Origin of the sequence: Nocardioides sp., from assembly GCF_036405735.1 — a bacterium.
Classification (GTDB): Bacteria; Actinomycetota; Actinomycetes; order Propionibacteriales; family Nocardioidaceae; genus Nocardioides.
Genome location: NZ_DASWXC010000091.1, coordinates 51,363 through 72,068, shown reverse-complemented (window position 1 = coordinate 72,068; position 20,706 = coordinate 51,363). Strand labels below are relative to the sequence as shown.

General features: G+C 71.8%; 21 protein-coding genes, 1 tRNA gene and 1 other RNA gene. 9 read left to right on the top strand and 14 right to left on the bottom strand.

The features are described 5' to 3' along the window. Both VGE38_RS14875 and ffs read right to left on the bottom strand, forming a co-directional pair. Positions 1-1,239, bottom strand: a 1,239-nt coding sequence (locus VGE38_RS14875) for a DNA polymerase III subunit gamma and tau (protein WP_331143334.1), incomplete at its 3' end; no start/stop codon positions are given. 247 nt (positions 1,240-1,486) lie between these two features. Then, positions 1,487-1,576, bottom strand: an RNA gene (gene ffs, locus VGE38_RS14870) — signal recognition particle sRNA small type. 106 nt (positions 1,577-1,682) lie between these two features. Between ffs and VGE38_RS14865 the strand changes: the two genes are divergently transcribed. Next, positions 1,683-1,770: transfer RNA gene (locus VGE38_RS14865), tRNA-Ser, on the top strand. A gap of 228 nt (positions 1,771-1,998) precedes the next feature. On the opposite strand, the gene VGE38_RS14860 is transcribed toward VGE38_RS14865, so the two are convergent. Both VGE38_RS14860 and VGE38_RS17545 read right to left on the bottom strand, forming a co-directional pair. Beyond that, positions 1,999-2,346: a hypothetical protein gene (locus VGE38_RS14860; RefSeq protein ID WP_331143333.1), complete on the bottom strand. Its 348-nt coding sequence runs from the start codon at positions 2,344-2,346 to the stop codon at positions 1,999-2,001. Beyond that, on the bottom strand, positions 2,307-2,621 hold the full coding sequence (locus tag VGE38_RS17545) for a recombinase family protein (RefSeq protein WP_414690966.1): 315 nt from the start codon (positions 2,619-2,621) through the stop codon (positions 2,307-2,309). Before VGE38_RS17545 ends, VGE38_RS14860 begins: the two co-directional genes overlap by 40 nt. A gap of 362 nt (positions 2,622-2,983) precedes the next feature. On the opposite strand from VGE38_RS17545, the gene VGE38_RS14855 reads away from it, so the two are divergent. Next, complete coding sequence (locus VGE38_RS14855; RefSeq protein WP_331143332.1) at positions 2,984-4,117, top strand: DNA-methyltransferase; 1,134 nt, start codon at positions 2,984-2,986, stop codon at positions 4,115-4,117. Here VGE38_RS14855 and VGE38_RS14850 read toward each other — a convergent pair. The 8 genes from VGE38_RS14850 to VGE38_RS14815 form a co-directional block, all read right to left on the bottom strand. Next, positions 4,096-5,484 (bottom strand): 5-methylcytosine restriction system specificity protein McrC, encoded by a 1,389-nt coding sequence (locus tag VGE38_RS14850; protein WP_331143331.1) that lies wholly within the window; start codon positions 5,482-5,484, stop codon positions 4,096-4,098. The genes VGE38_RS14855 and VGE38_RS14850 overlap by 22 nt on opposite strands. Before the next feature lie 3 nt (positions 5,485-5,487). Further along, positions 5,488-6,453 carry an McrB family protein gene (locus VGE38_RS14845; RefSeq protein WP_331143330.1) on the bottom strand — a complete coding sequence of 322 codons (966 nt, stop codon included), beginning with the start codon at positions 6,451-6,453 and terminating at the stop codon, positions 5,488-5,490. Beyond that, the gene (locus VGE38_RS14840; RefSeq protein WP_331143329.1) at positions 6,446-7,114 is read right to left on the bottom strand and encodes a hypothetical protein; all 669 of its coding nucleotides are present in this window, start codon (positions 7,112-7,114) and stop codon (positions 6,446-6,448) included. The genes VGE38_RS14845 and VGE38_RS14840 overlap by 8 nt, the downstream gene beginning before the upstream one ends. 428 nt (positions 7,115-7,542) lie before the next feature. After that, positions 7,543-7,911, bottom strand: a complete 369-nt coding sequence (locus tag VGE38_RS14835; RefSeq protein WP_331143328.1) for a hypothetical protein — start codon at positions 7,909-7,911, stop codon at positions 7,543-7,545. Positions 7,912-8,004: 93 nt separating this feature from the next. Further along, entirely contained in the window at positions 8,005-8,193 is a 189-nt protein-coding gene (locus VGE38_RS14830; RefSeq protein ID WP_331143327.1) for a hypothetical protein, read from the bottom strand. Next, the gene (locus VGE38_RS14825) at positions 8,190-9,161 is read right to left on the bottom strand and encodes an EsaB/YukD family protein (RefSeq protein WP_331143326.1); all 972 of its coding nucleotides are present in this window, start codon (positions 9,159-9,161) and stop codon (positions 8,190-8,192) included. The genes VGE38_RS14830 and VGE38_RS14825 overlap by 4 nt, the downstream gene beginning before the upstream one ends. Next, positions 9,158-9,448, bottom strand: coding sequence for a WXG100 family type VII secretion target (locus tag VGE38_RS14820; RefSeq protein WP_331143325.1), 291 nt, complete (start codon positions 9,446-9,448; stop codon positions 9,158-9,160). Before VGE38_RS14820 ends, VGE38_RS14825 begins: the two co-directional genes overlap by 4 nt. 5 nt (positions 9,449-9,453) lie before the next feature. Then, positions 9,454-9,768 carry a WXG100 family type VII secretion target gene (locus VGE38_RS14815; RefSeq protein WP_331143324.1) on the bottom strand — a complete coding sequence of 105 codons (315 nt, stop codon included), beginning with the start codon at positions 9,766-9,768 and terminating at the stop codon, positions 9,454-9,456. 203 nt (positions 9,769-9,971) lie between these two features. On the opposite strand from VGE38_RS14815, the gene eccCb reads away from it, so the two are divergent. The 4 genes from eccCb (at position 9,972) to VGE38_RS14795 (ending at position 14,678) form a co-directional block, all read left to right on the top strand. Then, positions 9,972-13,391 carry a type VII secretion protein EccCb gene (eccCb, locus tag VGE38_RS14810; protein WP_331143323.1) on the top strand — a complete coding sequence of 1,140 codons (3,420 nt, stop codon included), beginning with the start codon at positions 9,972-9,974 and terminating at the stop codon, positions 13,389-13,391. Positions 13,392-13,540: 149 nt separating this feature from the next. Further along, on the top strand, positions 13,541-13,771 hold the full coding sequence (locus VGE38_RS14805) for a hypothetical protein (RefSeq protein ID WP_331143322.1): 231 nt from the start codon (positions 13,541-13,543) through the stop codon (positions 13,769-13,771). A gap of 70 nt (positions 13,772-13,841) precedes the next feature. Beyond that, positions 13,842-14,138 (top strand): type II toxin-antitoxin system VapB family antitoxin, encoded by a 297-nt coding sequence (locus VGE38_RS14800; protein ID WP_331143321.1) that lies wholly within the window; start codon positions 13,842-13,844, stop codon positions 14,136-14,138. 33 nt (positions 14,139-14,171) lie between these two features. Continuing rightward, complete coding sequence (locus tag VGE38_RS14795) at positions 14,172-14,678, top strand: LytR C-terminal domain-containing protein (RefSeq protein ID WP_331143320.1); 507 nt, start codon at positions 14,172-14,174, stop codon at positions 14,676-14,678. A gap of 10 nt (positions 14,679-14,688) precedes the next feature. Here the strand turns inward: VGE38_RS14795 and VGE38_RS14790 are convergent, their stop codons facing one another. After that, positions 14,689-16,206, bottom strand: coding sequence for a potassium/proton antiporter (locus tag VGE38_RS14790; protein ID WP_331143319.1), 1,518 nt, complete (start codon positions 16,204-16,206; stop codon positions 14,689-14,691). An 85-nt stretch (positions 16,207-16,291) separates the two neighbouring features. Between VGE38_RS14790 and VGE38_RS14785 the strand changes: the two genes are divergently transcribed. The 3 genes from VGE38_RS14785 to VGE38_RS14775 are packed head-to-tail and all read left to right on the top strand — an operon-like array spanning position 16,292 to position 19,288. Next, positions 16,292-17,506, top strand: coding sequence for an aminotransferase class I/II-fold pyridoxal phosphate-dependent enzyme (locus VGE38_RS14785; protein WP_331143318.1), 1,215 nt, complete (start codon positions 16,292-16,294; stop codon positions 17,504-17,506). Between the two features lie 58 nt (positions 17,507-17,564). Continuing rightward, positions 17,565-18,026: a hypothetical protein gene (locus tag VGE38_RS14780; RefSeq protein WP_331143317.1), complete on the top strand. Its 462-nt coding sequence runs from the start codon at positions 17,565-17,567 to the stop codon at positions 18,024-18,026. Next, positions 18,023-19,288 (top strand): lipase family protein, encoded by a 1,266-nt coding sequence (locus VGE38_RS14775; RefSeq protein ID WP_331143316.1) that lies wholly within the window; start codon positions 18,023-18,025, stop codon positions 19,286-19,288. Before VGE38_RS14780 ends, VGE38_RS14775 begins: the two co-directional genes overlap by 4 nt. Before the next feature lie 12 nt (positions 19,289-19,300). On the opposite strand, the gene VGE38_RS14770 is transcribed toward VGE38_RS14775, so the two are convergent. Continuing rightward, positions 19,301-20,704, bottom strand: coding sequence for a vWA domain-containing protein (locus VGE38_RS14770; RefSeq protein WP_331143315.1), 1,404 nt, complete (start codon positions 20,702-20,704; stop codon positions 19,301-19,303). Between the last annotated feature and the right edge of the window lie 2 nt (positions 20,705-20,706).

The following is a 20,706-nucleotide window of genomic DNA, read 5'->3' as shown; positions in this document are numbered from 1 at the left end:
CGGCTCGCGGTGGGGCCGGTCCTGGGCGGGCGCCGCCGGGATCGCAGCCGGAGCGGCGGAGGGCGTGCCCGTGATGTCGATGCGCCGCTCGAGGCGGTCCAGCCGGGCGGCGAGGCCGTCGGTGGAGTGGTCAGCGCCCGGCAGCAGCACGCGCGCGCAGATCAGCTCAAGCAGCAGCCGCGGCGCCGTGGCACCGCGCATCTCGGTCAGGCCCGTGGCGACCAGGTCGGCAGCGCGGGACAGCTCCGTGGCTCCGAACCGCGCCGCCTGGGCGACCAGCCGCTCGGCCTGGTCCTCGGCCACGTCGATGAGGCCGGACGCGGGCGCGTCCGGGACCGCGGCCACGATGACCAGGTCACGCAGCCGGCGCAGCAGGTCCTCGGTGAATCGACGCGGGTCCTGTCCCGTCTCGATGACCTTGTCGACGACGCCGAACACCGCCCTGCCGTCCCCGGCGGCGAAGGCGTCGACGACCTCGTCGAGCAGGTTGTCGGGGGTGTAGCCCAGCAGGCCGGCGGCCAGGTCGTAGGTCACGCCCTCCGGTCCGGCACCGCCGAGCAGCTGGTCCATCACCGACAGGGTGTCGCGGGCGGACCCGCCTCCGGCGCGGACCACCAGCGGCAGCGCGGCGGTGTCGACGTTGACGCCCTCCTTGTCGCAGATCTCCGAGAGGTACGACGACAGCAGCCGCGGCGGGATCAGTCGGAACGGGTAGTGGTGCGTCCGGGACCGGATGGTCGGGATGACCTTGTCGGGCTCGGTGGTCGCGAAGACGAAGCGCAGGTGCGGCGGGGGCTCCTCGACCAGCTTGAGCAGGGCGTTGAAGCCCTGCGTCGTGACCATGTGGGCCTCGTCGATGATGTAGATCTTGTAGCGGCTGCGGACCGGCGCGAAGAACGCCTTCTCCCGCAGGTCACGGGCGTCGTCGACACCACCGTGCGACGCGGCGTCGATCTCGATGACGTCGATGCTGCCGGGGCCGCCGCGGGCCAGGTCGCGACAGCTGTCGCACTCGCCGCACGGGTCGGCCACCGGGGCCTTCTCGCAGTTCAGCGCGCGCGCCAGGATGCGGGCGCTCGTGGTCTTGCCGCACCCGCGCGGGCCGGAGAAGAGGTAGGCGTGGTTGACCCTGTTGTTGGCGAGCGCGGCGCGCAGCGGCGTCGTGACGTGCTCTTGGCCGATGACCTCGGCGAACGTCTCGGGCCGGTAGCGGCGGTACAACGCCAGGGGGGACTCCACGCAAGAACCCTAACCAGCGCGTCCGACAGCCGGTAGCCGACGGTCAGTGGTGACTGCGTCCGCGACTCGACTGGGTCTCGAGACGCGTCGCGTCGGCCGGCGCTTCGCTTGGCCGTCGCCGACGCTCCTCGACCTCCCGCCCTGGTCGACGCCTTCGCAAGCTCAGACGTCGGGGCGTGAAAAGGCCCCCCGCGCACATCGGGCACAGCCTCGCTGGTCCTCGCTGCCCGAGCGGATCCGGAAATGAGAGGGCCCCCCGCGCACCCGACAGAGCTCGCTTATCCTTGCTGCCTTCCGGCCCTGGGGAGATTCACAAGATGCCGCCACACGGGGGGTTGCCGAGAGTCTAGGTGAGGGCTCCCCGAGCGGCCAAAGCGCCCACCGCCCCCGAGCGTTCGCAGGGTGATTTCGCGGCCTGACCCGCGGCCGGTAACCTCCTCCCTGGATCTGTCGCCTAGTGGCCTATGGCGCTCGCTTGGAAAGCGGGTTGGGTTAACGCCCTCGGGGGTTCGAATCCCCCCAGATCCGCCATGAGGCGCTTAGTCGAACCCTCGGGGTTGTTTACCCCAAGGACCGCGGCCAGGTGGCTCAAGGAAGAAGTAGCGCCCCGGGCGCGTGTGGTCCTACGACCACCGCGACTCGGGGCGCTGTTCGTTCTGACCGCTTGGAGCAAGCTCCCATGCTTCGCGTGCAGCTCCGCCGCTTCCACGATCTCGCCGAAGGGCTCACGCAGGTCAGCCCCGTGCACGCCGTCTTCGTCTACGAAGTGGCGCTTGAAGATCGCGTCGTTGAGCGCGCTGCGTGCGGGGTCCTCAGCGTTGACGTAGAGGACCCGCACATCGGCGGCAAGTCGCATAGCGCTCTCAACATTGACGCCCCAACCGCGAGCGCAGTGCCGCTCTGCTTCACGTCCGCCTCGATGCGGGCGCGCTCCTCGTTGATCTTGTTTAAGCGTTCCCGGATCTTGTGCTGCGGCAGACCCTCTTCGGCGAGGTCGATGAGCCGCTCCTCCTGCCCATCCAGGTCGGCCAACTTCCTCGTCAGGACCGCATGCAGCTCATGCAGTGTTACCCGCTCGTCGGCCACCGCTTCATGAACGTTGTCCACGATGCACGCCACGAAGTCATCTGAGAACTGGAGGGCCCCATGACGAGTGCATCGTCGATGCGGTCCCGGTTGAGCCGTGAGAGTTGGTAGACCATCACATAGTCGACGTCCCGCTGGTTAGCGATGCGCTTCATCATCTGCTGGAAGCCCGGGCGGCCCTGGACGTTGGTGCCTGACTTCCCGAGTTCGACGTACTCGTCCACAATCGTCAGTCCGTGTGGCCTTGCTTTCGCAGATGGAACGCTGCGCCGAGACTGACAGGCCTTCGGGGCCATCGAGACCGCCATCGGCCGTCCGGTGGAGTCGCTCCGTGCTATGACGCACGACGAGGCGCTTCGCGCGCTCGCGAAGCTCGGCGAGTCCACCGCCCCGGAGCCAGCCACCGGCTCGGCGTGGGATCAGCGCGACGAGGACACCTGGATCGATCGGCTCTGAGCGTCGTGCAACTCGAGCCCTACGGCACGGATCACACGCTCGTCGTACGACGCGCCGGCGCGGTCCTCGACGAGCAAGGTTTCTCCCGATATACACAGTCGTGTAGGCCGCTGACCTGCACGAATGCGGTCTTGTCGGCGCCGCCCACTAGCGTCCAGCCTTGCACCAGTGACGACGTACGACGAAGGGAAGCCCCCTCCCTATGAGCAGCCCCGCAGACGCCCACCCCGCAGACTCGGAGCCTGTCGCAGATCGACCAACCCTCGGCACCGCCTCGATCAGCCATCTCTCCGACTGGGAGCAGGAGCTGGTCGCGCCGAGCCTCACGTTCACCCCTGGTGATGCTCGCAAGACGGGCCTTCCCGATCACTCCGTCGACCTGATCGTCACCTCGCCGCCCTACTGGAACAAGCGGGACTACGGCCATACCGACCAGATCGGCTTGGAGCCGACCGCAGACGCGTACGTCACCTCGATCATGGAGTGCCTGGCTGAGTGGAAGCGGGTGCTCCGCCCCCACGGCTCGGTCTTCCTCAACGTCGGCGACACCTACTTCAACAAGTCCCTGCTCGGCATCCCCGGCCAGATCGAGTGGCAAGCCGCGAAGGGCGACTGGCTCATCCGCAACCGCATCATCTGGGCCAAGGAGTCGGGCATGCCCGACCCGGTCAAGAACCGCCTCGCGAACCGTCACGAGTACGTCATCCACCTGACCTACAAGCCGAACTACTACTACGACCTCGTGGGCTACTCCGAAGCGTTCGGCAACGGCGCGAACCCGGGCGACGTCTGGACGATCAACCCGGAGCGCAACATGGGCGCGCACCTGGCTCCCTACCCGCGCGAGCTCGTCAAGCGTGCCATTACCCTCGCCGCTCCGCAGCAGGTCTGTGCTGAGTGCGGCGTGCCTCGTAAGCGCGTTATTGAGCGCACGGCTGAACTGGACCCCAGCCGTCCGCAGGCAAAGCGAGCGATGGAACTTGCCAAGGAGAAGGGCCTGACGCCCGAACACATCCGGGCTGTCCAGGCCTTCGGCGTCTCTGACGTCGGTAAGGCAACTAAGTTCCAGAACGGCACCGGGCGTAACAGCCTCGAGGTGCAACGCCTCGCCGCTGAAGCGAAGCTGGCTCTCGGCGGCTACTTCCGCGAGTTCACCTTCGCCAAGAAGCGCACCGTCGGCTGGACAGACTGCGGACACAACGCACCCGCTCGGGGCGTCGTGCTCGACCCGTTCGCCGGTACCGGTACCACGCTCAAGACGGCGATCGAGGAAGGCCGCGATGCGATCGGCGTCGACCTCGTGAACTGGATGGATCAGCCGACGGTCGGAGGCTGAATCGGCGCGATTCCGGCCAGGCCAGCCACTGTCTCAGCCATATCCGCCAGCGCCTTGTCGACGCCGTCCTCGGAGGATAAGTCGAGCCGGTAGTCGTAGACGTCGATTGATCGAACACGGCCGACGTAGACGAGCCCCTTCACACCCTTGCTCCACGGATGGATCAGCAGGGTGAAGCCGAGCCCGTATCGCAGCGCATACGTGACGGCCTGCTCGACGTGGCCACGATCCGGCAGCGCCTTGTCGGACGTAATGGTGTTCTTCACTTCGGCGATCAGGGGCACTGTCCCGTCGGCGGTTCTGAGCACGACGTCAGGCTGGGCCTTCCCCGCGTCCCTGCTTGCCATCGCGGGCAGCGGGGTTCCGAAGGGCGCCGGCAGCTCGTCTGGGACGTCGTAGAGGTCGACCCTGCCCTCGGTATTGCCGTCCAGCACGTCGACCGGCCAGCGGTTGGCGCGCGCCTGCTTCGCCAAGCTGACGCGAACGAACTTCTCGAACAGCTCGTTCGTGTTGATGAGCAGGGAGCCCATCTGCACATCCTCACCGCCAAGATCGAGGGCAATGCCAACCCCGCGCACGATGAGCACCGACAGATCGAGCACCGGCCGGTAGTAGGAGCGCGAGTCAGGCAATGGCGCGAGGCCCAGCACCTTAGAATCGTCCAGGAAGCGATAGTCGGGGTCGCTGCCGACCTCCTCGAAGGCGGCGAACTGGCCAGCCAAACGGCGCAAGCGACCCTGATCGCCCTTGCGAGGCTTCTTCTTGGCCTTCATCAGGTGGTCGTAAATGACCTCCATCGCAGCCTTGATGCAGCGGTTGGCGGCCGTGTCGACGGTGCGCTCGAACCAGGAGAAGGCGGCCTTGTTCGGGATGCCTCGGGCAGTAAACCGTTGAATGGTTGGCGCGAAGTCAATGCGGCCGTGCGGAAAGTGACCCTCGTCTTCCCACTGCTCATAGATGCGTAGCAGACCCGCGTCGAGGACCTCATCGACGTAGTCGAGCAAGGCGTCGGTGTAGCGGTCCATCGCCCAGTCATCAGCGGTGCCTCGACCGGCGTAGTCCCGGAACGCCGATAGCGCCAGGACGCTATGGCCGGTCTCGATCACCATGCGCGTCAGGTTGCTGAGCGGCACTCGCGGCTTGACGCGAAGCACCAGGCGATCGTTGATCGGGATCACGCCGACGAAGGACGTCGCTTGAAGGCGAAGCACTCCGCCTGAGAAGTTGACCCGAAGCACGTCCTTGCCGTTGATCTCCGAGTTGAAGATCGCCCGATGCCCTTCCCCGAACCAGAGCGAGGGGTCGACGTCGATGTGCTCATACTCCGCGCACTCCATGACCCGCACGTCGCTCGTCAGCTCGGTCATGGCTCAGGCTTCAGACTCGGTCGCCGGCTCTTCTGACGCCGGCTCTGTGGGCGTCTCAGGTCGAACGAAGATGTGCTCCCAGCCCGTCTCGAGCGCGGCTCTGGTGTTCTGGTCGCGCCGGAACGCTCGCTGAACCAGGAACTTGAGCTGGTACCGCCAGATGTCCGCGAGCGTGTCCTCGTCGCTGGCATCCCAGAAGTAGGCGTGTCCGACAGCAGCGGCCGGAGTGCTCTGGGCGTGGCCGTTGATCCGATCGAACCAGACCATGACGCGGCGCTTGAGGTCCTCGTCCATGCCGTTGTTCGTGAGGATGTCGTCCAGCAGCTCCCGGTCGGGATCCATCGAGATCTTGGCGAAACGGCGCTCGAAGGCCGCATCGACCTCGTCAACTCCCCGGTCGAACGGGTTCATCGTGGCCAGGATGACGAAGTTCGGCGGGACCTTGATCTCCTCGCCGCTCGCGATGGTGAACGGCAGTTCGCGCTTGCTGCGCTCGATGTAGGTCAGCGCCTCGCCGAAGACACGGCCGACGTCCGCCCGGGATAGCTCGTCAACCACGAGGGCATAGGTGTTGTCCGGGTCTGCGGCTGCGTCCTTCACCAGCTTGAGAAAGGGGCCTTCCTTCTGCTTGAAGCCAGTCTCCGTCGGCGAGAACCCGAGCATGAAGTCCTCGTACTGGTAGCTCGCGTGGAATTGGACGAACCGGTATCGCCGCTTGTCCCCACCGGCCATGAGCTGGCCGGCCGCAGCGGCGAAGAAGGACTTGGACGTGCCCGGAGGCCCCGACAAGATGACGCCGCCGTAGATGCGCGCCAGCCGCATGATCTCCTGCACCTGCGGATCGTCCGCCGTGACGTCCGGAGCGTCGGGAGCAGACGAGGCATGACCGGTGGCTGCCCTTGCTTGGACGCCGATGCCCAGGTCATCAGCGGTGAGCGCCCTGACGTCAGGTACCAATCCCTCAAACATCGCCGAGCTCCTCGGTCATGAGTGGCTCGGGCGTCGTGTCCGGCGTGAACGGGTCGAACCAGGAGAAGCTAGCGTCGGCAAGCGGAACGTCCGCGGTGTAGAGCCGGTCGAACTCAGTCTGGGCGTCGTCGGGGTAGTCGAACTTGGCACGGAAACCCCCGATGATGTCGTCCGCGGTGGGCTCACCTGAGAGCACGAAGCCGTCGTTCCGCAGGAAGTAGCAGCCGAGGGCGAGCGCCGAGACTGGCGCGTCGTAGAGCAAGTCCTTGAAGGCGCGTTCGACGTGGTCGTCGGGCAACGCATAACCACCCCCGGACAGGCCCATCCACCCGCCGCCCTTCAGGCGGAAGATCGAACCCGGCGACCAGCTTCCCTGGATGTTCTTCGCCCGCCAGAAGCTCGGCAGCGGACTGCCCGAGCGCACGCCACGGTCGATGAGCGGAAAGTAGTACGGCTTCGTCGGGTGACCGGGCATCTGAATCAGCGACAGCACTTCATCGGACGATGCCGACGCCTGCGCCAGGCGCCCTGCCCTGGACTCCTTGCGGAGGTAGAGGTACATGACGAAGGTTGGGTGAAGCTTCTGAGCGCCCAGCTTGTCGATCGCCCAACGGACGGCGCCCTTGCTCAGCACATGGGTTGGCGTTGGTTCGTCTGGCACAGAGGCAGCGTAGTGGCGACATCCGACAACTGATGGCAGATGCCGCGAACGCCACTCGGACTGCAGGCCGCTTACCACGGCAGGCGCAGTTCAACAACCCCGCCCGGTACTAGTCGACAAGTACGGCCGAGCAGGTGGAGCACTGTCGCAGCTCGGCACCACTCGCCGAGACGCCGACCTTCTTCAACGTGCCCGAGCCACAGAACCCGCAGGTCTTGCCACGCTTTGATGTCGGCGCTGGACCAGTGCCAAGCCAGCCCGTTGCACCGCAGTTGCTGCACTCACGAATCGAATCCTTCTCATGGAAGGTGAGCTTGCTGCAGTTAGGACACTTCTGACCGCGCGCCATGTGCGGGAATCTAGCTCAGTCGAGACGACTTAGTGTGAGAACTTGGCCGCCACCACCCCGATAATCGGGGTCGACAACGTCAGCAAGTCGATCGGCGCCCCAGCCGCATCGCTACCGCGTGCCGAGTGACGCTGTACTTCTCCCCAATCTCCCGGTACGCCCATCCCGCTTCACGCAGCTGCACCATGCCAGGGACATCGGCGGCTGCGATCTTGCCGAGCGGTCGCATCACGATCCCCTGCCGCCTGAAGAAGTCCCGCATCGTCGACTCAGGCACGCCGTACTCCCGCGCCAACCCCTGACACGTTCCGCCGGCTTCGTAGCGCTCGCGGATTTCCTCCGCTTGGGCTTCCAGAACCGCCCGGACACGATGCACGCCGCTCCGCTCCGGCGACATCCACGGCTCAGCTCGGCGCTCCGACTCGGCAGCCGCCTGCGCCTTCTCCACTCTTACGCCTGTCGCAGAGAGTTTGGAATAGCGTCCCAGAACCTCCGCCAGGTCCGCCATCGACGAGCCGGCTCGCCGCCCGGCGTTGGCTCCTCACCACCGCTCGACGACGAGCGGCGCGACCACGAGGACAACGGCCACCAGGACGCCGAGCAGCAGCGCCCGGCCCGTCCCGGGCGGCGCGACCAAGGGGCCCTCGGGCGAGCCGGAGAGGTACGCCGCCATCACCCGCCGCCGCTCGTACGCCTGCGCCTCAGCCAGGTCGCGCCAGGTCGCGGTCATCGCACCATCCCGTCCACCAGCCCATTCACCAGCCCGCTGCTGAGCACCAGCAGCGGGAGCAGGGCGACGACCGCCGCCTGCTCGACGACGTCACCGAGCACGCCGAGCACCGGTGACGGGCGCGGCGGTGGGAGCAGCGCCAGGCCGGCGGCGGTCAGGAGGAGCAGACCGCCCGGCAGCCGCACGCCGGGATGGGACCAGAGCAGGCTGACGGCCAGCGACGCCAGCACGAGGCCGCCGGCGAGCGCACCGGCCACCACCTCACGAGGCGCCGCGTGCCGGCGACAGCGCACCAGCAGCAGTACGCCGGCCGCGAGCCCGAGCAGCGCACCCGGTGTCCCGCTGCCGGCGACCACGGGGACGCACAGGGCGGCCGTCGCCCCGAGCCCGAGCGTCCCCGCGACGATCGCCCGGTGCGCCTGCCGCGCCCGGTCGACCACCGGTGCACCGTCGGCGGGCGCCGGCTCGAGGAAGCGGAGCGCGACCCGGGGCAGCGCTGCGCCGCCGAGCACCGACACCACGAGCGCCACGGCGCAGAGCCAGGAGTCCAGACGCTGCAGCACCGGAATGACGACACCGGCGAGGCCGGTCCCGGTGACCCACGCCGCGGCCAGCGCTCGCAGCGACACCGGTCCAGGACCTGCCACCTCGCGCGCCGCGGCCGCCACGGCCACCGCCGGGTCGTCGTGGACCACCGGGGCGGTCGGCGTCTCGTCGGTGAGCACCAGCACGGCCGCGTCGGGAACGCCCTGAGGTGCCAGGCCGCGGTCGTCCGCGAGCGGTGCACCTGCGAGCGGGGCCAGTCGGAGGCCGGCGTACTGCTCCTCGGGAAGGCCCAGCGCGAGCGCCGCCTGCGGCACCAGCTCCGCGACCGGCAGCAGGGGTGGGACGGTGACGTCGACGCGGCGTCCGCCGGCCACGACGCTTACCCGCAGCAACCCCAGCTCGACGCCCACCGGCGCGGTCACCGGAACGCGTTGGCGGCGGCCGCGTCGGCGGCACGGTAGGCGGCGTTGGCGGCCACCACGGTGCTGCCGAGCTCGGCGAGGATGGCCCGCATGCGCTGCTGCGCGGCCTCCCAGACCGCCCGGGCCGCGAGGTAGGCCTCGTGGGCGTCGCCGTACCAGTCGGCGTCCAGGTAGCGCAGCTCTGCGGCCAGCCGCTCGATGCGCTGCTCGGAGGCCGCGACGGCGCGGGCCAGGTCGGCCGCAGCGGTGTCGAGGGCGGCGTGGTCGACGCGGATCTCGAGACTCATCGCGCTCACCCGAGCCGGCGGAGCACGGCCGCGACCGCCTCGCCCTGCGCCTCGTCGGTCGCGACGTTGAGCCGCTCGGTCGCGACGAGCCGGTCGTGGAACCACTGCAACTTGGCCGTGACGAGCCGCTGCTGCTCGGCCCATCCGGCGTAGGCGGCGCGGAACGCGTCGGCTCCGAGACCCGACCACGCGCCCGGGCTGAGAGACATCTGCTGGCCGAGGCCGGCGAGCAGGGCGTCGAGGTCCTGCTGGGCCTCGAGTGCCAACCGTGCCGCCCGGTCGAGGGCGCCGACCACCTGGCCGGTGTGCGTGCCGGACATGGTCGCTCCTTCCTGTCGAGGGTGCCGGCGGACTGCCGACACCGGTGCCATGCCCGTGGATCCGGTCGCGAAACCGGCCCCGACGGTTATCCACAGCGGCCGGTTCGAGCCCGGGCGGACCGTCCCCGGGCGCTCCTACGATCGGCGGACCTGGCCCGGATGGAGGTAGCCCAGAAGGAGTGGGCCCGGAAGGAGGTGGCGCGATGGAGGCGAGCGGTGCGGCGCGCGAGCTGCCCGCCCGGCTGGACCTCCCGCCGGTTCCGCGGCTGCCGGCGCGTGAGGGCGGCGGGCTGACCACCGCCCTGCCCCTGCTGGGCACGCTCGGGACCGTCGCGGTGCTGACGACCCTCACCGGTGGCGACCGCGGTCGGATGTGGCTGGTCGGCGGTCTGGTGCTGCTGGCGGGCATCGGGTTCGCGGTGGCCCAGCTGGACCGGCAGCGCCACCAGCGGCTCCGTCGCCTCCACGAGCGCCGCCGCGACTACCTCGTCGAGCTGGACGACGCTCGGGCGACGCTGCGCCGGGCGGCGGCCGAGCAGCGCCGGACGGTGATCGGGGACGACCTGTCGGTGCGGTACGGCGTCGGCGTCGGTCCCGCCCGGCTGCAGCCCGTGGCGCCCGAGCGCCGACCCGACGACGACCCGGTGGCGGTGCGGGCGGTGGCACGGCTGGCCGTGGCCGGCACCACCCTCGCGGACCTGCCGCTCAGCGTGCCGCTGGCGCACACCCGCCGGCTGGTCGCGGGCGGGCCGGACGCCGTGGCGACCGCTCGCGCCCTCGTGGTGGCGGCCACGGAGTCACACAGTCCGGAGCGGCTCGCCGTGGCCGTGCTCGCCGGCCCGGACCGGCTCGCCGAGTGGGAGTGGACGAAGTGGCTGCCGCACACGGCGGGCGATGATCGCGACGCCGTCGGACCGCGCCGCCTCGTCGCCGCCCGTGCGGCGGACCTGGGTGTCCCGGCCGACCGCCACGTGTTGGTGGTCGTCGACGGCACCGCGCCACCCGCAGACGCCGCCGGGCTCACGGTGCTGCGCGTCACGCCGGGCGACACGGTCCCGCTCACGGCCGACGGAAGCGCCCTGTCCGGCAGCGTCACGGTTCTGACCCGGCCGAGGGCCGAGACGCGGGCACGCCGGATCGCCGGCCGCTCCCGCACGGACGCTCCGAGCGGCCACCCCGGTGGCGCCCTCGGCGGCGTGGCCACCGGGCGCGGGACACCCGCCGGCCGGCTCCGGGTGACCCTCGGCTCCGACGAGCTGGGCGAGCCGGTCGTCCTCGACCTCGCGGAGGCCGCCGCAGGAGGCGTCGGGCCGCACGGCCTGCTGGTCGGCGCTACCGGATCGGGCAAGTCCGAGCTCCTGCGCACGATCGTGCTGCAGCTCGCGCGCGACCACCCGCCGGGCGAGGTCGATCTCGTGCTGGTCGACTTCAAGGGCGGCGCGACCTTCGCCCCGCTCGCCGGCCTGCCCCACGTCGCGGGTCTGGTCACCAACCTCGCCGACGAGGCCGCGCTCGTGGAGCGGATGTCCGACGCCCTGACCGGCGAGCTGCTCCGGCGCCAGCAGCTGGTGCGTGACGACCCCGCGGCGGAGATGTCCACCTTGGTGGTGGTGGTCGACGAGTACGCCGAGCTGCTGGCCGCACGACCCGACCTGGCCGATCTCTTCACGACCCTGGGCCGGGTCGGCCGCTCGCTGCGGCTGCACCTGCTGCTGTCCAGCCAGCGTCTCGACGAGGGCCGGCTGCACGGGCTCGACGCCCACCTCTCGTACCGGATCGCCCTGCGCACCTTCACGACTGCGGAGTCGCACGCCGCGCTGGGCGTCCCCGACGCGGCGCATCTGCCCGCTCGCCCCGGTGCCGGATACCTGCGGCCGGACCCGACGACACTGGTGCGGTTCCAGGCGCCGTACCTCTCGAGGCCGCGCGTGATCGCGCGCGGGAACCGGATCCTGCCCTTCACCGCTGCCCCCGTCCCGGGCCCACCGGCGACCGTCGCCGGACCGTCCTGGGTCGAGGAGACCGTCGCCGCGATCGCCACCGCCGGACACCCGCCGGCCCGGCCCGCCTGGGTACCGCCCCTGACCGCGCCGGCGCCACTGGACCGGCTGCTCAAACCGGCGGGAGAGCGCCTCGTCGTCCCTGTCGGGGTGGTCGACCGGCCCCGCGAGCAGCGACACGAGCCGCTGACGGTCGATCTCGAGGCCGGCTTCGTGGCCGTCGTCGGCGCACCGCGGTCCGGCCGCTCGACACTGCTGCGCACCATCGCCGCGGGGGTGGCGGAGGGCTGGTCCCCGAGCCGGGTCCAGCTCTTCCTCCTCGACCCGACCGGCTCGCTGGGAGCGGTCGCCGGGCTGCCGCACGTGGCCGTCGTCGCAAGCGACGCGGAGGCGATCCAGCGGGTCGGTGAGCTGCTCGCCGAGCTGGTCGCAGGGCGCACCGTCGGCCGCGGCGACGACTACGGCCGCGTCGTGGTGCTGGCGGACGGCTGGAGCGCCCTGCGCGAGTACGACGACACGGCAGCCGCGCTGGTCTCCGTGGCCGAGCGCGGGGCGGGTCTCGGCGTGCATCTGGTCGCCTCGGCCACTCGCTGGGCCGACCTCCGGTCCGGCGCACGGGACCTCCCGGCGACCCGGCTGGAGCTTCGGCTCGGCGACCCGGTCGACTCCGAGGTCGACCGGCGCCGAGCCGCCTCGGTGCCGACCGGCCGGCCCGGCCACGGTCTGGTCGAGGCCGGCCACTTCCTGGCCGCGCTGCCCCGCACCGACGGCCGGGCCACCACCCTCGGACTGGCCGACGCCACCGCTCGGCTGGTGAGGGAGCTGCACGAGCGGTGGCGAGGCCACCCCCGGCCACGCGTCCGACTGCTTCCCGACCAGGTGGCGCCGGAGGACCTCCCCGCGGGTGGGAGCGGGCTCCGCTTCGCCCTGCGAGCACGGACCCCCGACGCCGCCCGGCTCCACGAGGGTGAGCACCTTCTCGTGCTGGGCGACCGGCGGTCGGGCCGCTCCACCCTGCTGCGAGCGCTTGCCGAGGAGGCGATCTCGCGGTCGCCCGCGGACCTGCAGGTGGTGATGGTCGACCCCCGCCGGTCCCTACCGCGGCTGCCCGCGTCGCACCTGCTGGCCCGGACCCGGACCGCCGCGGACACGACGACGGCGCTGGCGGCGCTCGCCGCGAGGCTCGACGAGCGCCTCGGCACCCCCGCCGGCGGGGGCACCGCCGGGCCCCCCGAGCCGTGCCCGGGGCCGCGCGTGCTCGTGCTGGTCGACGACCTCGACGTGCTGGCCCCGTCAGGCTTCGGTCCCGGACCACTGCAGCCGCTGCTCCCGCTGCTGTCCCGCTCCGACGAGCTCGGGCTGAGCGTTGCCGTCGCGCGCCGCATGGCAGGAGCCGCGCGAGCGCTCCACGAGCCGCAGCTGGTGGCCCTGCGCGAGGCCGGCGGGACGACCGTGCTGCTCTCCGGCAGCCCCGAGGAGGGGCCGCTGGTCGGCGGAGTCCGGCCCCGGCCTCTTCCTCCGGGTCGCGGGGTACTGGTGCCGCCGGGCGAGCCGGGCGAGCTCATCCAAGTGCTGTGGACAGCCGATCCGGACAGCCATCCGACACGCTCAATACGGTCATAGTAGATTGAGTTACACGATTATCAACCACGCCGGAACAGAGCCGTAACCTCCGATCAACCTCCCGGCGATCTTCGAGGCCCAGGCTCGTGTCGTCGCCCGGCACCGACCGGCGCGGCACCCACCGACAGCGACCACGTCAGGAGGCCGAGATGGACGACACCACACCGAGCAACCGCGGCACCGGCGCCGGCACCGGAACCGGCACCGGCACCGGCCAGCAGAGCCGGCCGGACCGCACCGACCGGATCGCGGAGCAGAGGGAGAGCCTGAAGACCCGCCACGCCACTGCGGTCTCCCGCCTGCTGGCCGAGCGGACCGACCTGCGCGGCACCTACGCGTTCGCCGACTTCGTCGAGGAGTCCCTGCGCTGGACCGCGTGACGCACCCCGTGCCGCGAGCACCCGGCGACGCCGGGAGGCGCCCCTCACGTCGCTGGTTATAGTCGCGAGCGTGATCTTCAAGCGCGTGGGCGACGGGCGCCCCTACCCCGATCACGGCCTGTCGGCCAAGGGGTGGGCGGCGGTGCCACCGCGCCAGATCAGGCTCGACGAGCTGGTCACCACCAAGGACACGCTGCAGCTCGCCGCCCTCCTGGACGAGGACTCGACGTTCTACGGCGACCTGTTCGCGCACGTCGTGGAGTGGCGGGGCGAGTACTACCTCGAGGACGGGCTACACCGCGCGCTGCGCGCCGCCCTCCAGCAGCGGCAGATCCTGCACGCCCGGGTCCACACGATCGAGGGGTGACGGCGGGGCCACTGCCGGCTCTAGGCTCCGGGCATGCCCCCGGCGGCTCGGACCCTGCTCACGCTCACGGTGCTCGGTGCCGTGCTGGTCGTCGCCGCGTGGTCGGGCTGGTCCATCCTCACCTCGCCGATGCCGGACGCCGGCGAGTCGCCGACCTGCGTGGAGACACCGGTGCGGCCCGGCGAGGAGCTGAGGGTCGCCCAGGTGACCGTGACCGTGCTCAACGCCGGCCGACGCTCCGGGCTGGCCAACCGGACGCTGACCGGCTTGGTCGACCAGGGGTTCCACCGCGGTGGCAGCGGCAACGCCGGCGCCGGCGTCGAGGTGTCCAACGCCCAGATCTGGACCGACGACCCCGACAGTCCGGCGGTCGCGCTCGTGGCCGCCCGGATCCCCGGTGTCCGGATCGTCCCGCGGGACGCCACCCAGTTCGCCGGGGTCGTCCTCGTGGTGGGCAACGGCTTCGCCGGTCTGCGGCCGGGCCCGCCGTCCGTCCCGGTCCGCAAGGACACCACGATCTGCGCGCCCCCGCTCGGCTGAGCCGCGGGCGTCAGGTGGCCTCGCCGGACGCCCGCTCCTCACGCAGCCACTGGGCGAGCCGACCGTGCCGGCTGACCTGGCGCAGCCGTCGCTCGGTCTGCTCCCGGACCGCGCGGGGCGCCACCACGAGGACGTCGTCGCCCGCGCGCAGCGCGGTACGGCGCTCCGGCACGATCGTCGCGCCGTCACGGACGATGAGCGAGACCGAGCAGCCCTTCGGCAGTCGCAGCTCGCCCACCTCGACGCCGTGCATCCGTGAGCCCGGGGTGATGGAGACCTGCAGGAGGTCGGCCGCGAGCCGGTCCAGGGGCGCTGCCTCCACCTCGAGCGCGCGGGGGTCCGACGGCCGGGCGACACCCAACAGGCGCGCGACCAGCGGCAGGGTCGGGCCGGTCAGCAGGGTGTAGGCGACGACCATCACGAAGACGATGTCGAAGAGCCGGGCCGAGCCGGGGACGCCCTCGGCCAGCGGGATCGTCATCAGCACGACCGGCACGGCGCCGCGCAGCCCCGCCCAGGAGAGGAACGCCTGGTCGCGCCAGCCCATCGGGCGTGCCACGGAGCTCACCAGCACCGACAGCGGCCGCGCCACGACGGTCAGCACGAGCCCGGCCACCAGCGCCAGCCCGACGACCTCCCACGTGATCCGGCTGGGCGAGAGCAGGAGTCCGAGCATCACGAACAGGCCGATCTGGGCCAGCCAGGCCAGCCCCTCTGCGAACGACCTGGTCGGTCCGCGGTGGGGCAGCTCGGTGTTGCCCAGCACCAGCGCGGCGACGTACACGGCGGCGAAGCCGCTGGCGTGGACGGCCGAGGCCGCGCCGTACCCGAGGAAGGTCAGCGTCAGCACCGCGAGCGGATAGAGGCCGGAGGAGGGCAGCGCGATGCGACGCATCACCCAGGCCCCGCCGAAGCCGACCGCGAGGCCCGTCAGCGTTCCGACCGCGACCTCATAGCCGATGATCCCCACGACCTGCCACCACGGGTCCTCCTGGGCGGCGCCGCTGGCGACCAGCGTGACCAGTACGACGGTCGGGGCGTCGTTGAGGCCGGACTCGGCCTCCAGGGCACCGGTCAGCCGGCGCGGGAGCGGGACACGACGCAGCACGGAGAAGACGGCCGCGGCGTCGGTGGGCGCGGTGACGGCGCCGAGGAGTACGGCGAGCATCGGGTCCAGGCCGAGCAGGTAGTGCCCCGCCGCCGCGACGACACCCACGGTCACGGCGACGCCCAGCGTGGCCAGTGACAGGCCCAGCCGCATAGCCGAGCGCACCTCGCCCCACTGGGTGCTCAGACCACCCTCGGCGAGGATCAGCGCCAGCGCGGCGAAGCCGAGCGCGTGGGCGAGCTGGGCGTCCTCGAAGTGGATGCCGATGCCGGACTCGCCGAGCGCGACACCCATGAGCAGGTAGACCAGCAGCGAGGGCAGTCCGGTGCTGGAGGAGACCCGGACCGCGAGGATGGCGCAGAGGATGACCGCGGACCCCACGAGCACGAAGACGTCGAGCTGGTGGACGTCGAAGCTCATGTCACCCCTGGTCGGCCGGTGGCGGGGCCTGAGTCTATCGGGCGCGGATAGGTTGGTCTGCGTGGGATCTGGGGTGGGTTCTGGCGTGGGTTCTGGCTTCGACTCTGGGCTGACCGAGCGGTGGACGGCCGCCTCGCGTGCGAACGTCCCGCCGTTCCACGTGATGGACATGATCGAGGCCGCCACCGTGCGGCAACGGACCCACGGCGACGCGGTCAGCCTGCTCTCGGGTCAGCCGGCGACCGGGGCACCGGCGGCCGTGGCCGCCGAGGCGGTGCGGCTGCTGCAGTCCGGTGAGCCGCTCGGCTACACGCCCGCGACCGGCATCCTGGCGCTGCGCGAGGCGATCGCCGCCCACCACGCCCGGTGGCACGGCATCGACGTCTCGCCCGACGACGTGGTCGTGACGACCGGAGCCAGCGGCGGGTTCCTCCTCGCGTTCCTCGCCGCGTTCGAGGCCGGCGACCGGGTGGCGCTCGCCCGGCCGACGTACCCCTGCTACCGCAACGTGCTGACGGCGCTCGGCTGTGAAGTCGTCGAGCTGCCGACCGGCCCGGAGACGCGGTTCCAGCCGACCCTGGAGCAGCTCGCGGCCGTGCCGGACCTCAAGGGCGTGCTCGTCGCCTCGCCGGCCAACCCGACCGGCACCATGATGCTTCCCGACGAGCTCGCCGCCATCGCCGCATGGTGCGAGGAGCGGCGCGTCCAGCTGATCTCCGACGAGATCTACCACGGCATCGAGTACGCGCCGCTGGAAGGGCATCCGCCGCTGGCCCGGAGCGCCTGGGAGACCAGTCGGGAGGCGGTCGTCTTCGGCAGCTTCAGCAAGTACTTCTCGATGACCGGCTGGCGGCTCGGGTGGCTGCTGGCACCCCGTCGGCTGCGCCGCGCCGTCGACGTGCTGACCGGCAACTTCACGATCTGCCCGCCGACGCTGGCCCAGCGCGCGGCGGTGCAGGCGTTCACGGACGAGTCCTACGCCGAGCTCGACGGCCACGTGCGCCGGTACGCCGGCAACCGGGCCGCCCTGCTGGCCGGACTCGCCGACCTCGGCATCACCCGGCTCGCCCCCGCCGACGGCGCCTTCTACCTCTACGCCGACGTCGGCCACCTCACCGACGACACCATGGCCTGGTGTCGCCGGCTGCTGGCCGAGCACGGGCTCGCCCTGGCCCCCGGCATCGACTTCGACGCCGGCGCCGGGGGCGAGGGTCACCGCTTCGTGCGGCTCTCCTTCGCGGGGGACCGCGCCGAGATCGACGAGGCCCTGCGCCGGCTCTCCACAGCCGTGCCGCGCTGAGGTTTCCGCCGCGACCGGCCGGGCAGGAGGCCGGGGAGAGCCGGAGCGGAGGTGGTCGATGATCTTCTACGGCGACCCGGAGCGCGTCCTCCGGCTGTCGCGGCGGCTGGCGCGCGAGGCGGCCGGCATGCGCGAGGACGCCGAGGAGGTGCACCGCGCGGTCCAGGCCGTGCCGTGGCAGGGCGTCGCGGCGGATGCCATGGCGACGGCGTGCCGGACGCGGGTCGCCCACCTGCTGCACACCGCCGACCTGTACGACGAGGCGGCCGAGCGGCTGGTCGACCACGCCCGCCGGGTCGAGGGGCGGCTGGCACTGATCGCCGCGATCGAGCAGCACGTGCTCGGCCTGGTCGACCGCGCCCGGGCGCGGGCCGCCGACGTGGCGTCCGGCTTGCTCGACGCGCTCGACCCACGTGACGAGCTGTTGGCGACGTTCCGGCCACCGCCGTCCGGCAGCGTCGAGTGGCTTCGTCTCGACCTCCCGGTGGACCTCCCCGTCAGCCTCCCCGGGCTGCGATGAGGACGGTGAAGCCGGGACCGCCCGACTCCGACGGTCGCAGCGTCGCCATCGCCGACATCGCCGGCGGGGTCGCCGGGCTGGCCGCGTCGACGGCAGCGATGACGGCGCTCGCCGGCACGATGGGCGGCGTCGGGTTGAGACTGGCCGGCCGGGCGGCGATCGGCGCCGCCACGGCGGCCGACACCGACCTGGCGCTCTCCGCGCCGGTGGCACCGGAGACGTTCGCCGTCGCCGAGGCGGCGCTGCTACGGGCGGTGGCCGGTCCGGAGGGCGCCGGACCCGATGTCGCCGCGTGGGAGCTGCTGGCGGTCGGCGTACGTCGGGCCGCCGCGACGATGACGGCGGCCGACGAGCTGGTCCGTGGCTGGTGGCTCGGCCTCGCCGAGCAGGCGCTCACCGTCGGCGCGCCGGGCATCGCCGCGGCCGGTGCGCTGGCCGGCGCGGCCACGGGGCAGCGCGCCTCCTACGCCCTGGCCGGGCTGCTCGGCACCGCCTACCTCACGGGGACCGGGCACCGCACCGTGCCGCGCCCCGACCTGACCGTGCCCGACCTGGCCCGGCAGCCGCAGGGCGTCCAGGGGCTGGTGACGGTGCTCGCGCAGACGAGCGCACTCTCCGGGCCTGGCGCGGAGCGGAACAACGGCACCGTCGCGGTGCAGACCCTGGTCGCCCCGGACGGCGGGCGCCGCCACGTCGTCTACCTCCCCGGCACCGACGACCTGCGCCCGTGGAGCCGCGACGGCGACGTCCGCGACTGGGCGACCAACCTCCGGCTGACCGGCAACCGCCCGACCGCGTACGCCGCGGGCGTCCTCGACGCGATGGCACAGGCCGGCATCCGGCCCGGTGAGCCGGTGCTGCTGGCCGGGCACAGCCAGGGCGGGATGCAAGCCGCGGCGCTGCTGAGCCACGGGACGCCGTACGCCGTCACCGACGTCGTCACGGTGGGCTCACCCACCGCGCAGCTGGAGGGTCGCTTCCCCGCCGGCAGCCAGGTGCTCTCGCTGGAGAACGCCGGTGACCTCGTCCCGAAGACCGACGGTGCCGACAACCGCGACACCGTCGCGCAGGTCACCGTCACCTTCGCCACCCGCGACACCGGCATGCCCGGCAACCACGACCTCACCCACTACCTCGCCGGCGCGGCGGCGGTCGACGCCTCGGCCCATCCCTCGGTCGTGGCCGCGGTCGACGGGCTCGACGACTTCCTGTCCGGTGAGCTCGCCGCGGCGGGGCAGGTCTTCCAGATCACCCGGGACTGAGGCGCGCGGCCGTCAGGCGATCCGGTGCACGAACTCGCCGAGCTGGGTCAGGTTGCGGCACTCCACCATGGGGACGACCTCGCCGTAGCGGGTGGCGGCCGAGTCGCCGGTGTCCCACTGCCGGCGTGCCTCCGGGTTGAGCCACCACGCCTGGCGCGTGTTCTCCGCGATCGAGCGCAGAGTGGGCAGCGCCAGGTCGGCGTAGTTGGAGCGGGCGTCGCCGAGGACGAGCAGCGACGTCTTCGGACCCAGTGCATCGGCGTGCCGCTCGGCGAACAGCTCGAACGCGCGGCCGTAGTTGGTGCGGCCGAACCGTGCGGCGTACGCCGACGCCTCGGCGAGGCGCGTCATGGTGTCGACCATGTCGCCCCCAGGCGTGAAGTACGACGTCACCTCGTGAACCTCATCGACGAAGGTGAACGCCCGCACCTTGCTGAACGCCTCGCGCAGCGCGAAGACCAGCATCAGCGTGAACGACGCGAAGTTGGCCACCGACCCGCTGACGTCGCAGAGCACGACGAGCTCGTTGCGGTGCGGGCGCTTCGGCTTGTGGTGGGTCTCGAGCGGGACGCCACCGGAGGCGATGGAGGCGCGCACCGTGCGGCGTACGTCGAGCGGTCCGCGGCGCCGGGCGTGGTGTTCCTGGGTGAGCCGGGTGGCGAGCCGGCGGGCGAGCGGATAGACCTCCCGCCGCAGCTCCTCCAGGTCGGCGCGGCGGGCGGAGAGGAAGTCGAGCCGGTCGATGGTCGGCCGCACGCTGACGTCGGCGATGTGGGCCGGGCCGCGCTCCTCGGCGATCCGGCGCCGGGCGTCGGCCTCGACCAGACCGGTGTACGCGCCCACCCGGCGGGCGGCGACCCGCTCGGCCTCCTCCTCGGTCCAGCCCGAGGCCATCAGCCCCTGGACCAGCCTGCTGGTCACCTCGTCGGGTGCCAGCCGCCGCAACGTGGTGTACGACGACCAGGACGACAGTCCCGGCCCGCGACCGGGCATCGCCCCCAGCCGGCCGACGGCCTCCGCGGCCAACTGGCGCAGCCGCTCGGTGTCGTCGGTCGCGAGGGCGTCGACGAGCTGGTCCTGCAGCAGCCGGATCGACGCCGCGGTGTCGCGCAGCACCGCCGCGTCCCGGGCATCCACCGCCACGTCCGCGTCGAGGGCGGCGTCATCGGCCCGTACGCCGGCCACCCCGTCGCCGACCAGCCGAGGGAAGTACAGCTCGAACAGCGCGTCGAAGGTGGGCCGCTGACTGTGCCGCTTGACCAGCGTGGCGGCGTACACGTCGCGCACCTGGGTCCGCGAGCCCCAGCCCACCGCCCCCAGGGCGCGCGCTGCGTCCAGCCCCTCCGACAGCGACACCGGCAGACCCGCGGCGCGCAGCGCCTCGAGGAACTCGATGTGACGGTCGAGCAGGGCCATGG